Genomic DNA, 14,775 nt, shown 5'->3' on the forward strand with positions numbered 1-14,775 from the left:
CTAGCGGGCGGCCCAGCCCAGCCTAGGCGCCGATGGCGGCCAGCGCGCCGGCGAGATCGCGGCGTAGATCGCCGACGTCTTCGACGCCGATCGACAGGCGCAGCAGCGAGTCGCCGATACCGATGGCGGCGCGCAGCTCGGGCGGAATGCTGGCGTGCGTCATGATCGCCGGGTGCTCGATCAGGCTTTCCACACCGCCCAGACTCTCGGCCAGTGTGAAAACGCGGCACTGCTCGAGCATGCGCAGCGTGCCGGCGAGGTCGGTGGCGAGTTCGAGAGTGATCATGCCGCCGAAGCCGCTCATCTGCCTGCGCGCCAGTTCATGTTGCGGGTGCGAGGGCAGGCCGGGGTAGATGACCTTGGCAACGCCGGGTTGCTGCTCCAGCCAGGCGGCGAGTTCGAGGGCATTGGTGCAGTGGCGCTCCATGCGAAGCGCCAGCGTCTTGACGCCGCGCAACGCGAGATAGCTGTCGAAGGGGCTGGCGATGGCGCCGAGCGCGTTGTGCAGGAAGGCCAGCCGTTCGCGCCAGGCGGCCTGACGCGGCTCGCCACCGACGACGGCAACGCCGCCGATGATGTCCGAGTGGCCGTTCAGGTACTTCGTCGTCGAGTGCATGACGATATCGAAGCCGAATTCCAGTGGGCGTTGCAGGGCCGGGCTGGCAAACGTGTTGTCGGCGACGGTGATGATGCCGCGCTCGCGGCAGATGTCTGCCAGCGCCTTGAGGTCGGCCAGCCGCAGCAAGGGGTTGGTCGGCGTTTCGACCCACAGCATGCGCGTATTGGGGCGGATGGCGGCGGCCAGCGCGGCCGGATCGGCGAGATCGACGAAGCTGAAGTCGAGTCCGGCGCTCTGCCGGCGTACGCGCTCGAACATGCGGTAGGTGCCGCCGTAGAGGTCGTCGCCGGCGATGATGTGGCTGCCGGTGTCGCAGAGTTCGAGCAGGGTGGCGATGGCGGCGAGCCCCGAGGCGAAGGCGAAGCCTTGCGCGCCGCCTTCCAGATCGGCCACACAGCGCTCGAAGGCCCAGCGGGTCGGGTTTTGCGAGCGACCGTAGTCGAGCCCGCCGTGCACGCCGGGGCTGTGTTGCACAAAGGTCGAGTTGGCGTAGATCGGCGTCACCACGGCGCCCGTTGCCGGGTCGGCAAACTGGCCGGCGTGGATGACGCGGGTGGCGAAAGCGAGATCGGCCGGTTTGGCCGCCGCAGCGGCGTTGGCGTGGTCGAGGTAGTTGAAGTGTTTAAGGTCTTGGCTCATCGGCGATGGGTCTCTGCGGTGGACGCCCGGACGGCGGTGTGGGCCGTTTGGGCAAAGGTCGTGGAAATCGGGGGAATGTTTGTGTTCGGAGCGGGTGGCAGCAGGAAAGAACAGGGCGGAGAAGACGGATAGGGCGGATGGGCGGCGCGTTTTCAGGGCAGCAGAAAGCCGCGCAGGCTATCGAGAACGGCGTCGGGTGCTTCGGCCATCAGGGAATGGCCGGCGCCAGCGATGGTCGATAGCCCGGCTGTCGGCAACAGGCTTTGCAGGGCGAGGGTGGCGCGCAACGGCGTCATGCGATCGGCGCTGCCGGCGACGATGTGGATGGCCGCGTCGATCTGCGCCAATGCGGCGGCGTCAGGCGCGTAGCGCCGGCACGCGTCGAGCCCGGCGAGCAGCACGCCGGGGCGCTGGCGGGCCATCAACTGCCGGTTGCTGCCGAGCAGCCAGACGCCCGGCACGGTGTTGCCACCCAGCAGGCCGCGTGGCGAATGCGACCAGTCGTTGATCATCTGCCAGGCCGTCGCCTCGTCGTCGCGTGCCGCTGCGAGCAGCCCGTCGGCGACCGGCATTGGCACCGAGCACCCCAACAGCGCGAGGTGGCTGACGCGCGAGGGGGCGGCCCGCGCGGCGACGTCGAGGGCGATCAGCGATCCCATGCTGTGGCCGACGAGCGCGGCACGCTGGATATTCGCCGCATCGAGCAGCGCGACGATCCAGTCGGCGGCCTCTTCAATGCTGGCCAGCGGCGTGCCCGCGCTGCGGCCATGCCCCGGCAGATCGGGTACAAGGACGCGAAAGCCGTGGTGCGCGAACCAGCGGCTTTGCAGCGTCCAGCCACTGTGATCCTGCCCGGCGCCGTGGATGAATACAACAGCCGGCCTGGCTGAATCAGCGTCGGTGGCGACGGCCGCGACGCCGCCGGTATAGGCGTAGGCGGTCTGATTGGCGATGAGCAGATTCATGCCGCCGCTCCTGTCGCCGGGGCGCTCGGCGCGGGCGTGCTCCCCACGCTGACTTTGCCTGCCGCCGCGAGGCCGCGCGCGAGGTCGGCGAGCAGGTCGTCGGCGTCTTCGAGGCCGACCGACAGACGAATGGTGCCGGGCGCGATGCCGGCGGCCGCGAGTGCCGCGTCGGACATGCGGAAATGCGTGGTCGAGGCCGGGTGGATGACCAGCGATTTGGCGTCGCCGACATTGGCGAGATGCGAAAAGACCTTCAGCGCCTCGATGAAGGCGCGACCGCGCTGTCGTCCGAGTTCGCGGTCGCCTGCCAGCGAGAAGCTGATCACCGAGCCGGCACCTCGTGGCAGAAGCTGCTGAGCCACGGCATGGTCAGGGTGATCCGGGCATTCGGGATGGACAATGCGGCTGATGGGCGCGCCGGCGTCGCGCCGTTGGGCGAGGAAATCCAGCACCCGCCGCGCGTTTTCCGCATGCCGCGCCATGCGCAGCGGCAGCGTCTCGACACCCTGCATGAGTTGAAAGGCCGACAGCGGCGACAGACAGGCGCCGAAGTCGCGCAGCCCCTCGCGGCGGGCGCGCAGCAAGAAGGCGGCTACGCTCGATTCCTCGGCAAACACCATGTCGTGAAAGCCGGGGTAGGGCGCGGTCAGGGTCGGGAAATGCCCGGCATGCGCCGTCCAGTCAAAGCGTCCGCCATCGACCAGCAGGCCGCCGACGACGGTGCCGTGACCGCCGAGGAACTTGGTTGCCGAATGCACGATGAGGTCGGCGCCGTGCTCGAAGGGGCGCAGCAGCCAGGGCGTCGTCAGCGTCGAATCGACCAGCAGCGGCACGCCGTGCTCGTGCGCGATCTGCGATACGGCGGGGATGTTAAGGACGTCGAGGCCGGGGTTGCCGAGCGTCTCGCCGAAGAAGAGTCGCGTGTTCGGGCGCACCGCCGAACGCCAGGCGTCGAGGTTTCGCGGATCGACAAAAGTTGTTTCTATGCCGAATCTTGGCAGCGTGTATTCAAGTAAGTTGTGCGATCCGCCGTAGAGCGAACGCGAGGCGACGATGTGGCTGCCGGCGCCCATCAGGGTAACGATGGCCAGATGCAGGGCGGCCTGTCCGGACGCGACGGCAATGGCGCCGACACCGCCTTCGAGCGCGGCGATGCGCTCTTCCAGCGCGGCGGTTGTCGGGTTGGAAATGCGCGAGTAGACGTGGCCGGCGCGTTCCATGTTGAAGCGCGCAGCGGCCTGCTCGGCGTCCTTGAAGACGAAGGAGGTGGAGAGGTAGATCGGTTGCGCACGCGCGCCAAACTCACTATCGGGCGTTTGCCCGGCATGCAGGGTCAGGGTGTCGAACTGATAACTCATCGCGGACAGGGGCTCGGAAGGAGAAGCGGTGACGGAAAGAGGCAGAAAAACGGCGGAAAGGCTGGCAAAGACGGCGACGAGACAGCAACGGGAGCAAAGCGGCGTTCCCGGCTGACGGCGGTCGCTGCCAGAGCAGTTGGCGCGGCAGCTTACCGGCTTGCCGCGCGGCGTGCCATGACGCGTTTTTAGCTTGCTTATTCTGCCTTGCCCATCTGGGTGCCGCCGCCGGGGTATTCGCCGTCGCCGCACCGTTACGGCAGCCTCTTTCGACGCAGCCTGCGGGGCGTGACAGAGACGGGGCCGATGCATATACGGCAGGCGAAATAGCTTAGCAGAACTGCATCGTTCGCCTGCCTGCGGTGCGCGACTAGGATCGTCGCCCATATCCCACGCCGTGCTTGTGGCACGGCGGCGCGCGTCCTCTCCGCACATTTCAAGGAGCCTGTCATGGCGACTGCCTCGTTTGCTACCCCCCGCGTTGCTCCTCTGGCCGAGCGCCAGGCCGCGCTGCTTTCTTCGTCGCCCGCCTCGCTCGAGCCCGCGCCTGCTGCTCCGCTTCTCGCTACGCCCTTGTCTGCCTCGCCGGCGGCGCGGCGCAGTTCGCCGGATTCGCGTTTCTGGAACGCGGCGCTGGAGACCCAATCGCGCGCCGACTGGGAGCGTCTGAAGCTCGCTTCCTTGCAGGCGCATTTGCAGCACGCGTATTTCGGCTCACCGTACTACCGTGCGGCCTGGTACGCGGCGGGCGTGCATCCGTCGCAGTTGAAGACGCTCGACGATTTGCGGCGCTTTCCGTTCATTAACAAGAAAATCGTCCGCGACCGGCAGTTGGCGGCGCTACCCTTGGGCGACCTCTGCGCGGTGCCGGAGCGCGACATCGTCTACATCTCGGCGTCCAGCGGTTCGACGGGCGTGCCGACGGCGTCGCCGTTCACCCAGCAGGATTTTGACGACTGGATCGACTACGAGGCGCGGCAGTTTTGGTCGTCCGGCTTGCGCCCGGAGGATCGCTACGCGCATTCGCTGAATTTTTCGCTCTTCGTCGGCGGCCCATGCGTGCTTGGCGCGCAGAAGCTGGGCGCTTTGTCGATCCACGCCGGTACCTTGCCGTCGGAGCGTCTGCTGACGGTTCTGCGCCAATTCTCCGTCACGGCGATCTGGACGACGCCTTCGTACGCCTGGTATCTCGGCGAGACGGCGATCAAGCAGGGGATCGACCCGGCGCGTGATCTCTCCGTGCGGCGCATTTTCGTCGCCGGCGAGCCGGGCGGTTCGATTCCCGAAACTCGCCAGCGCATCGAAGCGCTGTGGGGCGCTTCGGTCTACGACTACTACGGTCTCTCCGACATCTTTGGTTCCTGCGCCGGCATGTGCGAAGAGAAAAACGGTCTGCACTGGGCCGAGGATCACATTCACGTCGAAGTGCTCGACCCGGAGAGCGGCGAGCCGGTGGCGGAGGGCGAGCGCGGCGAAATGGTGCTGACGACGCTGAAGAAATCCGCGCGGCCGATGATCCGCTTCCGCACTGGCGACATCGTCTCGGTGACGACGGAGCCCTGCGCCTGCGGTCGTACCTCGATGCGCCTGCTCGGCGTGCATGGCCGGCTCGACGACATGCTGATCATCAAGGGCGTGAACATCTTCCCGAGCGACGTTGAATCGATCGCGCGCAAGGACAAGCAGTTGACCGGCGAATACAAGCTGATCGTCCGCCGCGTCGCGCATCTCGATGAACTGACGGTGCAGATCGAGCGTGTCAGCGCCGATGCGTCGGTCGATGCCGAACTGGCGGGGCGCTTTGCACACCACCTCAAGTCGGTGACGGGCGTTTCGGCGAAGATCGAAGTCTTGCCGCCCGATACGCTGCCGCGCGAGACGCACAAGGCCAAGCGCGTCGACGATCAGCGCAACAACGTCTGGGGAAAATAGTTTTTATAAAACGTGAGGTTGTTGGCGTTTTATAAAGTGATACATCAAGGTCAAAGCCAGCCAGCGCGCTTGAATCGGTAGTAGAGAAAGCCGCAGGTGCTGGCGATGACCGCCAGCGCTGCGGGGTAGCCGTACTCCCATTGCAGTTCGGGCATGTGGGTGAAATTCATGCCCCAGATGCCGGCGAAGGCGGTGGCCGCGGCGAAGATCCCGGCCCAGGCGGCGAGGCGCTTGTTAACCTCGTTCTCTTCGATGGTGACGAGGGAGAGATTGACCTGGATGGCCGTGCTGATGGTGTCGCGGATGGCGTCGACCGAGCCATTGATGCGGTACAGGTGATCGACGACGTCGCGGAAATAGGTCTGTGTTTCGGCGCACAGATGATGGATGCGGCCGCTGGTGAGCTTGCCGGCGGCTTCCATCAGCGGCGCGACGGCGTGTTTGAGCGTCGTCACCTTGCGCTTGAGTTCGTAGAGACGTTCGATGTTCGAGCGCGCCGCGCCCTTGGCGAAGATCTGCTCTTCGACGCGTTCGAGTTCGGACTCCAGCGCGTCGATGACTGGAAAGTAGCGATCCACCACCGCGTCGAGCAGGGCATAGAGCACGAAGCCGGAGCCGTGGCGCAGCAGCTCCGGCTCGCGCTCACAGCGTTCGCGCACGCCGAGAAAGCCATGTCGGCTGCGGTTCCGCACCGAGAGCACGTAGTTTTTGCCGACGAAGACGTTGACCTCGCCAACGTTGAGTTCCTCGCCGTCGAGTTCGACGAGGTGCATGACGGCAAACAGCGATTCGCCGTATTCCTCGATCTTTGGCCGCTGATGGCCATGGCTGGCGTCTTCCACGGCCAGTTCGTGCAGGCCGAATTCGGCCTGCATTTCCGCCAGTTCGGCATCGCTGGCGTCGCGCAGGGCCACCCAGACAAAACAGTCCGGACGACTGACGAAATCGCTGATAGCAGAGATCGGGATGTCGTTGAGCTTGGCGCCTTCCTGATAGGTGGAGCAGTTGATCAACATTTGGGGGGGGGATTCTCCGGCGGAGTGGCTGACTTGGCGGGCGTGGCAGTCGGTGTTGGCCGACAAAATCTCCAACAGCGTGCCCGGCAGCGGTGCATCCGCAGGCACCGCCGCCGTTGACCGCTCGCACTCTAGCCGAAAACCCGTCCTGCGGATAAGCCGCTACGCACGCATCACTAACGCGCGCCGTCAGGCGGCATTCAGCCGGAAGGCGTGCGACGGCGCTGCGTTGGAGGCAGCGCCGGCATCGAGTCCGCCGCGCAGCGCGGCGGCCCGTTCCGGCAGGGGCGGTGCCTGCACGAGATCGACATCGCCCCAATAATCCGTTCCCGCATGCTCAGCCAGACCGCTGGCGTCGATGAGCAGACGCGCCTCCAGCGTGCGCAGCGGCGCAATCAGCGCGCCGAGCGGATGGCCGGAAGCCAGCAAAGGGCGGTCGAGACGGATGATCTGCGGCGCCAGATCGCGCAGCAGGGCGAGATGGGCACGGTTTTGGGCGATGCCGCGCACGGCGATGCCGTAGCCGCGTGCACGATAGTCGGTCAGCGCGCGGATGAGGTGCGCGCGTTGCGCGGGATCGGCCTCATCGACGGGCGAGATATCGAGTTCGAGGGTGATCTGCTTTGGCAGCAGGCCGCACGGGCGCAGGATTTCTTCAAAGGCCAGCCCGTGATCGCTGGCGACCCCGAAAATATGGCGCGGGTGAACATCCAGCAGCAGGTTGCCGCGCAGGCGTTGCTTGAGGAAATTGAGGGCGTGCAGGGTACGCACCTGGCGGTCGAGCTGGATGAACTCCTCGTCGCTGCCGGGGAGCACGAAGACGGCGTCTGGAGCGACCGGGCGCTGCGAGACGAGGCCGCTGACGCGCAGCGAGGCGGCGTGGCCGTGTGCGCTGCCGCTGCGGGTTTCGACGATGGGCAGGAAGATCGATTCGAGGCACAGATCGGCGAAATGGAGCTGCACATCCCCGTGTTCGGTCGCCACGAAAGGTGCCGGCGCGCGCAGGGCGTCGCGGGCGGCATTACGGGCGTTGAGGTGGCGCACCAGATCGGCAAGTGGCATGACGTTTTCTCCGAAGACAGGGCAGCGCCCCGGAGGCGAACGATACCGCCATGCGCGATGGCGGGCTAAGACTTTATGACGATTTATATAGCGGCGGAACGCATATTGGCGGGTGTGCGGGCGTAAAAAACCGGGAGTCCATGGGCCTGCCATGCGACTCCCGGCCGTTGGCGACACCTCGTTTAGACGGCGGCCAGTGCTTGGTCGAGGTCGGCGATCAGGTCGTCGATGTGCTCGATGCCGATCGACAGGCGCACCGTGTCTTCGGTGACGCCTGCCTTGAGCATTTCTTCCGGCGACAGTTGGCGGTGCGTCGTCGAAGCCGGGTGGCAGGCGAGCGATTTGGCATCACCGATGTTGACGAGGCGCGTGAAGAGCTTGAGCGCGTCCTGGAAGCGCGCGCCGCCGGCACTGCCGCCGTCGACACCGAAGGTCAGGATGCCGGAGGGGCGACCGCCCAGGTATTTCTTGGCCAGCGCGTAGTCCTTATGCCCCGGCAGACCGGAGTAGTTGACCCATTTCACCGTGGCGTGGCCTTGCAGATGCTGGGCGATGCGCAGCGTGTTGTCGCAGATGCGGTCCATGCGCAGCGGTAGCGTCTCGATGCCTTGCAGGATGAGGAAGGCGTTGAAGGGCGACAGGGCGGCGCCCATGTTGCGCAGCGGCACGACGCGGGCGCGGCCGATGTAGGCTGCCGCGCCGAGCGCTTCGGTGTAGACGACGCCGTGGTAGGAAACATCGGGCTCGTTGAGGCGGCGGAAGCGTTCCTTGTGCTCCGCCCAGGGGAATTTGCCGCTGTCGATGATCGCGCCACCGATTGAGTTGCCGTGGCCGCCGAGGTATTTGGTGAGCGAATGGACGACGATATCGGCGCCATGCTCGAAGGGGCGACAGAGGTAGGGCGAGGGCACCGTGTTGTCGACGATGAGCGGGATGCCGTGGCGGTGGGCGACGTCGGCGATGGCTTCGAAGTCGGTGACATTGCCGAGCGGATTGCCGATCGACTCGACGTAGATGGCCTTGGTGTTGGCGTCGATCTGCGCGGCGAAGGCGGCGGGGTCGCGGTAATCGGCAAAGCGCACGCTGATGCCGTATTGCGGCAGGGTGTGGGCAAATAGATTGAAGGTGCCGCCGTAGAGGGTCGACGAGGAAATGATGTTGTCGCCGGCCTCGGCAATCGTCTGGATGGCGGCGGTGATGGCGGCCATGCCCGAGGCAACGACCAGCGCGCCGACGCCGCCTTCCAGCGCAGCCAGGCGCTTTTCCAGCACGTCGTTGGTCGGATTCATGATGCGCGAGTAGATGTTGCCGGCGACCTTGAGGTCGAAGAGGTCAGCGCCATGCTGCGTATTGTCGAAGGCGAACGAGCTCGTCTGGTAGATCGGCACGGCAACGGCTTTGGTGGTCGGATCGGGGCTGTAGCCAGCATGAACGGCCAGAGTTTCCAGTTTCATCGCAGAGTCCTTGGTGGGAAGCGACCGGCGCACTGAGGGGCTGGCGTCGGCAGCGTTGGGGGGAGAGTGACCGTCGCGCACTGTAGCGAGGCGGCCACGGGCGGCGAAAGAAGCAATGTGCATTAGTTTATAACCGGAATGCACGGCGGCGTAGGCAAAAGGCTGAGCTTTGGCGTGGTGCGCTCACGTGAGCGCCGTGCGATGGCTCAGTCGTTCGTCCGCTGCGCGGCGATCAGGGCTTGCCGTGCCGGAGGCGGCACTGGCGCTGGCGTCGACGTATCGAGGCCGGTGGCGCGCACACGCGGGCGCGCGCAAGTGCGCCGTTGCGCCCCCGCGCCCGCCGCAGGGGCGCAATCCGGGGCGGCGCAGTCGTGGCAGTGCGCCTTGCTCGTCACGGCGTTGGCCGTCGCTGCTGAAGCGCGTGCCGGGGCGGCGCCGACGATGCCTGCGGAGGTGCAGATCTCGTCGGCGAGGTAGGCCGGATCGGCGACCTTCAGTTCGGCCCCGGCGTGAGCCGGTGTCAGGGCGAACAGCGCCAGGACGGCGAGCCCTGCGCAGAAGCTGCGGTGGTGCGGAGCGGCGTTCATCGGATCAGCCATCGGACGACGACTCGGCTTACCAGATGAAGAAGACCGTGTACCAGATGCCGGCCATCAGTGCCGGCGGCAGGCACATCAGGGCAAAGGCGGGAGTTTGCCGCAGACGCGAGGCGCCGGTTTGCAGGATCAGGCGTCCAGCGAGCCAGAGAGCGCCGGCAACGCCGAGTAGCAGCAGCGTCACGCGCAGATCGGTCATCCAGGCAATCGGCCATTGCTCGGCCTTGAGGTGCGTCAGGGTGAGCATCGACAGGCCGAGGAAGACGCTGACTCCGGCGAGGGGGGCCAACGCCATGGTCAGACGTTGCCAGGGCAAGGCGGGATCGCGCAGCAGGCGGGCGGCGAGCAGCGGCGACAGGGCAAGGCAGCAGCCGAGGAGGAAACCGCCGCCGAGGATGTAACCGAGTACCAGCGCGCCGTCGAGCCAGGTAAAGACATCGCTGGCTTCGGGATAATGCGTCAGCAACCACCACGGGGCGTCGTCCTGCAGGAGGGCGAACGAGTTGCGCTCGATCAGCCAGTCGGCCAGTTGCAGTTTGGCGCGTACGAACCACGGGTTGACCGTCCACTGGAAGGCGGCGGTGGCGACGCCGAGGATGCCGAAGAGCAGGGTGATGGCCTCCGCCGTCGTCGCCCGCGAGTTGGGGGCAACGATCTCGCTGCCGGGCAGGCGCGGCGAGAGCTCGACCGCGTCGCGATGCCCCGCGCAACGGCCGCAGGCGTGGCACTCGGCGGCACTGGTCATGCGCCGGATGTCGACCAGAGGCGCGCAGTTGACGGGAGTGATCGGAATCGTCCGGCGGCTTTCTTCCTGATCCCAGCGTTCGCGATCGACGCGGTAATGCAGCGGCGCTACCTTGGCAAGAATGGCAAAAACGCCCGAGGCCGGGCACAGATAGCGGCACCAGATACGCTTGCCGCGGCCGTAGATCAGGCCGATGGCGACGGCCGCGACGCTCGAACCGCCGAGCACCAGCAGCGCCGCCTGCGGGTATTCGTAAACGCTGACCAGTTGGCCGTAGACGGTGGTACACACGAAGGCAACGAACGGCCAGCCGGACCACTTCAGCCAGCGCGGCACCGGGCGCCCCAGGCCGCGATGGCTGACCCATTCGGTCAGCGTTCCTTCCGGGCAGAAAAGTCCACACCAGACGCGCCCGAGACTCAGCGTGGCGATCATCACCCCCGGCCACCAGACGCCCCAGAACATGAACTGGGCGAAGAGTCGCAGGTTGTCCCAGAGGTGCGCCCCCACCGGCGGCAGGGGCATAAAGGCGGGGATGATCACCAGCGCCATGTAAAAGACGACGACGAACCATTGCAGGCCGATGACCACGCGTCGGTGACGGGCCAGCGTGCGCCCGACGGTGGCGACACCCCGCCGGAATCCCGAAAGGCTTTCCGCCGCGGCGATATCGGCGGCGGGCAGGCTGCTCGCGCAGGCATGGGCACGCGGCTTGCCCTCGGCGCTAATCGGCATGAGCGCGGCGTGGGCGAGGGAGGAGCATGTCGAACATTGGCTGGCCGGTTTCACGGAAACCTTCTTATCGGTGGAGTCGGGATTTGACGAAAAGCACGCTGCCCCAGTAGCCGAGGTAGGCAAGCAGCAGCATCAGCGAGGGTTGCGCGCGGTAGCCGACCAGCGTTGCCAGCAGCGAACCGCCGGCATTCGTGTCATCGAGCAGGCCCGAGCTATCCCACACCGGGTCGAGGAGCGGCGGCAGCCAGCCCATGCCGATCAGTCGTTCGACGCCGGCGACCAGCAAGGCCGCCGCGAACACGAGCAGGAGGGCGCCAGTGGTCTTGAAAAAATGCCGCGGATCAAGAAAGCGCAGTCCGCGCGAGGTGGCCCATGCCGTCAGTAGCGCCAGTGCGAAACCGGCGAGGGCACCGATGGCGAGGGCCGAGCCGTCGCCGTGCTCCATACCGAGACCGTAGAGAAAGATCACGGTTTCGGCGCCTTCACGGGCGATGGCCAGGGCGCTGATGCTGGCAATGCCGATCCAGCTGCCCTGATCGGCCGCTCGCGCGAGTCCGGCTTCGAGATGGCCTTTCATGTGGCGGCCATGACGCGCCATCCACAGGACCATCTGCGTGATCAGCCCGGCGGCGACAAAGAGAATTGCCGTCTGGAACCACTCCAGCGCCTGCCCGGAAAGCTCGTCCTGCGCCGCCAGCATGGCCCAGCCCAGCAGCAAGGCCAGACCGACGCCGCTGCCGACACCGATCCACAAGGCGCGCAGACCGCCCGGCGCCGGGTTGCGCTTCAGCCAGGCGTAGAGAATGCCGATGACCAGCATGGCTTCGACGCTTTCGCGCCAGACGACAAAGAGTGCGTTACCCATACGATTTCCTGCCTTGCGGCGCTATTTGGCGACGATGCGGCCTTGCGCCGTTTCGGGATGAAAGTCGCCAAAGAACTTGTAGGTGCCGGGCTTCAGTGGTTGAAAGATGAGGAAGCTGGAGGCGCCCGGAGCGAGCACCTTTTCTTTCTTCAGTTCGATACTCTCGAACTCCTCGGCGCCGGGGCCTTCGTTTTTGATCATCAGCCGGAATTTGCTGCCAGCCGGCACTTCGAGCGTATCCGGCACGAAATGTCCGGCGCGGATCGTCAGGTTGAAAGTGGGAATTTCCTGAGCCTGCACCGGCGCCAGTGCTGCGAACAGCAGCAATCCGGCGATGATGACCGGGCGGTTGAGGAAGCACAGGGCGCGGTACAGGTTCATGGTTTTTGCCTTTCTGGATCAGAACGCGAGTTGCGCACGCAGGCCGAGAATCTTCACGGCCGAGGCGTCCGCATTGCCGCCGAGTTGCGTCAGGTATTGCAGGTTTGGCGTCAACTCGAACTGCTTGGTGATGCGGTAGCGGTAATAAAGCTCGGCGATTTTTTCGGCACCGGAGGGGTTGTAGGTGAAGCTGTTGATGCACTGGTTATTCGCATCGAGTTCGAGGCATGCCTCACGCGGCGAAGCCCGGAATTCGTTGCTGGCGTGCAGGGCGCCCACGGCGATACCGATGGCGTCGGCGCCGCGCGACCAGTACGCCCCGCTGATTTCGGCACCGAGCGTGAGGGCGCGGTCAAAGCGCACGGCGCCGTTGGTTTGCTGGCCGTAGCGGCTGAACAGCGTGACGCCGTCGCCGACGCGCTGGTCGATCGACAGCCCCCAGCCCGCATGCTTGGTCGTCGTTACTCCATCGAAGTCCACCGCTTTGCTGCGTTGCCAGAAGTAGGCGCGGTAGTGACCGGGGAGTCCGTCAAAGAAACGCAGGGTTTTTTCGGCCTGCGCCATGATGAGCGGCGAGGTCAGACTGCGCTGATAGTTCGAGCCCGTCTTGCCGGAGCCAAAGAAGCCAAGCGACAGGCGCCACGGTTCGGGTTTGTTGAACTCGTTCAGGTACGAGGCAACGAAGCCCGGCTGGAAGCCATTGGCGTCGACGCCGATCTGCGCACCGGCGTCGAGCAGCGGGTTGTGCACGAAGATCGAGTTGAGGAACTGCCGGCCTTCGTCACCTGCGGCGACGTTCTGGTCGAAGAAGCCGAAGAGGTCCATCTTGCCGAAGGTCAGCTCAAGTTTCTCCCGCGAGCGTGGCTTGAAGCCGCCAAAGGGCAGGGGGATGCTCGCCTGATACCAGGCCTGACCAAGAATGGCGACCGAGTCATCCGGGCTGGCGCCGCTGGCACGGAAGGCTACCGCGTTAGGCGCCGAGGCAAAGGCGCCGAGGTTGCTCATCGGTGCATTCAAGCCTTGCCCCTGGCCGATACGGACGTGAGCAAAGATTTTTTGCTCGGTATCGCCAATCGGGTCGAGCGGCAATTCGACGGTGACGTCGGTGCGGTAGTTGAGCTGGCTGTTGCCGTCCTTCAGTCCTTGCGGCAGGCCGCTCGGGCGCTGCGCGACGGTGGTCAGGCTCATGCCGGCCTTGATGCCATCGAGCGCGTCGATCTTGCGTGCGGCCTTCTTGACCGAGAGCGCGTCCATTTCGACGGCCTTCAGACGGGAGGTGAGTTCCGGCTCGTATTCAGAGACGTTGTCGTTGTCGAGTCCTTGATTGACGCGCGCCTGGGTTTCTTCCAGCGTTTTCACGCGCTGTTCGAGCACCGGGGAGGCGTGTTGCGTAGCGGCTTTCACCTGCTGTTCGAGCTCGGCATTGCGTTTTTCGAGCTGCTCGAGGCGGGCGTTCATCTTTTCCAGCAAGCGCAGCGTTTCGTCCTTCTGAGCGGCCGCGTGGGCCGGTACGGCGATCAGCGCTGCGCACGCCAATGCCAGTGGTCGCAGGGGAAAGTTCGCCAGGCTCATCGCTCAGTACCCGCCCTTTTTGCCGATGCCCACGTACGTGAACTCGTTTTCAACTTCGAAGGGCTTGAACCAGGGGCGAACACCGGTCAGACGATCGGTGTGGCGGCCGAAATGGGCGTGCGGATTGGCCGAGGGCGGCAGGATGGTGTATTTGACCTTGTACTTGCCCGGGCCAAAGAGCTTGATGTTGTCGCCGTAGTGCGGGCCGTCATTCGCCACCATCGGCATGAAATCGCCGCTGATTTTCTGGTTGGTGTCGAGCTTGGTGACTTCGTACTTGACGAGCAGATAAGGAATCCACGCTCCTTCTTCGAAGCCGTTGGGGTTGTTGCCCAGCGCGTGAATATCCGCCTCGATGTGGACGTCGGATTCCTCAACCTTGCGCATCATGCCGTCCGGTTCCATGGTGACGGCTTGCAGGTAGATGGCCGCGATTTCCATGCCATTGCGCTGCTGCGGGGTGCCGATCGGGTATTCGACGGCAAGTGCGGATGTAGCAACAAAAGCCGTCAGCGAAACAGCGCAGCTGGCAGCGAGGTGACGAGCGTTGAACATTAGACTCTCCGATAATTGATGTCTGCTGCAAATGAGAAGCGTTATTAATATAGGGCGAATGATCGGAGGCGTCAACGTTTTGCATAATCGGCTGGCGAGGGGATTGGCCGGCGAAACGGCCCTACGCCGAGGGCAGGAACGTGAATCCGGGCGGCGAATGGTTGAAGAGTTGAAGGCGACCAACATGGCGTCCAGCAGACTGATGACGAGCGCCGGCAGCGTGTCTGCTTCATATTCTTATGAACAATTCTTCGTTCTTTTTGGCGTCACCCGTCGCTAACCTG

Annotated in this window: 13 protein-coding genes; 1 reads left to right on the forward strand and 12 read right to left on the reverse strand. The window is 65.2% G+C overall.

The features are described 5' to 3' along the window. Nucleotides 1-22: 22 nt before the first annotated feature. The 3 genes from GHK24_RS03230 to GHK24_RS03240 form a co-directional block, all read right to left on the reverse strand. Entirely contained in the window at nucleotides 23-1,258 is a 1,236-nt protein-coding gene (locus GHK24_RS03230) for a trans-sulfuration enzyme family protein (RefSeq protein ID WP_153468986.1), read from the reverse strand. Between the two features lie 152 nt (nucleotides 1,259-1,410). Beyond that, a complete protein-coding gene (locus GHK24_RS03235; RefSeq protein WP_153468989.1) occupies nucleotides 1,411-2,223 on the reverse strand; it encodes an alpha/beta fold hydrolase in 813 nt (270 codons plus the stop codon). Next, the gene (locus GHK24_RS03240; RefSeq protein WP_153468992.1) at nucleotides 2,220-3,581 is read right to left on the reverse strand and encodes an O-acetylhomoserine aminocarboxypropyltransferase; all 1,362 of its coding nucleotides are present in this window, start codon (nucleotides 3,579-3,581) and stop codon (nucleotides 2,220-2,222) included. The genes GHK24_RS03235 and GHK24_RS03240 overlap by 4 nt, the downstream gene beginning before the upstream one ends. Before the next feature lie 447 nt (nucleotides 3,582-4,028). On the opposite strand from GHK24_RS03240, the gene GHK24_RS03245 reads away from it, so the two are divergent. Next, nucleotides 4,029-5,510, forward strand: coding sequence for a phenylacetate--CoA ligase family protein (locus GHK24_RS03245; RefSeq protein ID WP_153468995.1), 1,482 nt, complete (start codon nucleotides 4,029-4,031; stop codon nucleotides 5,508-5,510). Nucleotides 5,511-5,560: 50 nt separating this feature from the next. Here the strand turns inward: GHK24_RS03245 and corA are convergent, their stop codons facing one another. The 9 genes from corA to GHK24_RS03290 form a co-directional block, all read right to left on the reverse strand. Next, nucleotides 5,561-6,526 carry a magnesium/cobalt transporter CorA gene (gene corA / locus GHK24_RS03250; protein WP_153468998.1) on the reverse strand — a complete coding sequence of 322 codons (966 nt, stop codon included), beginning with the start codon at nucleotides 6,524-6,526 and terminating at the stop codon, nucleotides 5,561-5,563. A 189-nt stretch (nucleotides 6,527-6,715) separates the two neighbouring features. After that, nucleotides 6,716-7,588, reverse strand: coding sequence for an EAL domain-containing protein (locus tag GHK24_RS03255; protein ID WP_194286363.1), 873 nt, complete (start codon nucleotides 7,586-7,588; stop codon nucleotides 6,716-6,718). A gap of 182 nt (nucleotides 7,589-7,770) precedes the next feature. Continuing rightward, nucleotides 7,771-9,042 carry an O-acetylhomoserine aminocarboxypropyltransferase/cysteine synthase family protein gene (locus GHK24_RS03260; protein ID WP_153469004.1) on the reverse strand — a complete coding sequence of 424 codons (1,272 nt, stop codon included), beginning with the start codon at nucleotides 9,040-9,042 and terminating at the stop codon, nucleotides 7,771-7,773. Between the two features lie 206 nt (nucleotides 9,043-9,248). Further along, nucleotides 9,249-9,629, reverse strand: coding sequence for a hypothetical protein (locus GHK24_RS03265; protein WP_153469007.1), 381 nt, complete (start codon nucleotides 9,627-9,629; stop codon nucleotides 9,249-9,251). Nucleotides 9,630-9,657: 28 nt separating this feature from the next. Continuing rightward, the gene (locus GHK24_RS03270; protein ID WP_153469010.1) at nucleotides 9,658-11,118 is read right to left on the reverse strand and encodes a 4Fe-4S binding protein; all 1,461 of its coding nucleotides are present in this window, start codon (nucleotides 11,116-11,118) and stop codon (nucleotides 9,658-9,660) included. 64 nt (nucleotides 11,119-11,182) lie between these two features. Continuing rightward, the gene (locus tag GHK24_RS03275) at nucleotides 11,183-11,983 is read right to left on the reverse strand and encodes an FTR1 family iron permease (RefSeq protein ID WP_153469014.1); all 801 of its coding nucleotides are present in this window, start codon (nucleotides 11,981-11,983) and stop codon (nucleotides 11,183-11,185) included. Between the two features lie 21 nt (nucleotides 11,984-12,004). Next, on the reverse strand, nucleotides 12,005-12,364 hold the full coding sequence (locus GHK24_RS03280; RefSeq protein WP_153469018.1) for a cupredoxin domain-containing protein: 360 nt from the start codon (nucleotides 12,362-12,364) through the stop codon (nucleotides 12,005-12,007). 18 nt (nucleotides 12,365-12,382) lie between these two features. Beyond that, the gene (locus GHK24_RS03285) at nucleotides 12,383-13,936 is read right to left on the reverse strand and encodes a carbohydrate porin (RefSeq protein ID WP_153469022.1); all 1,554 of its coding nucleotides are present in this window, start codon (nucleotides 13,934-13,936) and stop codon (nucleotides 12,383-12,385) included. 3 nt (nucleotides 13,937-13,939) lie between these two features. Then, on the reverse strand, nucleotides 13,940-14,491 hold the full coding sequence (locus GHK24_RS03290; RefSeq protein WP_153469025.1) for an iron transporter: 552 nt from the start codon (nucleotides 14,489-14,491) through the stop codon (nucleotides 13,940-13,942). Between the last annotated feature and the right edge of the window lie 284 nt (nucleotides 14,492-14,775).

The sequence above is a fragment of the Rhodocyclus gracilis genome, from assembly GCF_009617575.1.
GTDB lineage: Bacteria > Pseudomonadota > Gammaproteobacteria > Burkholderiales > Rhodocyclaceae > Rhodocyclus > Rhodocyclus gracilis.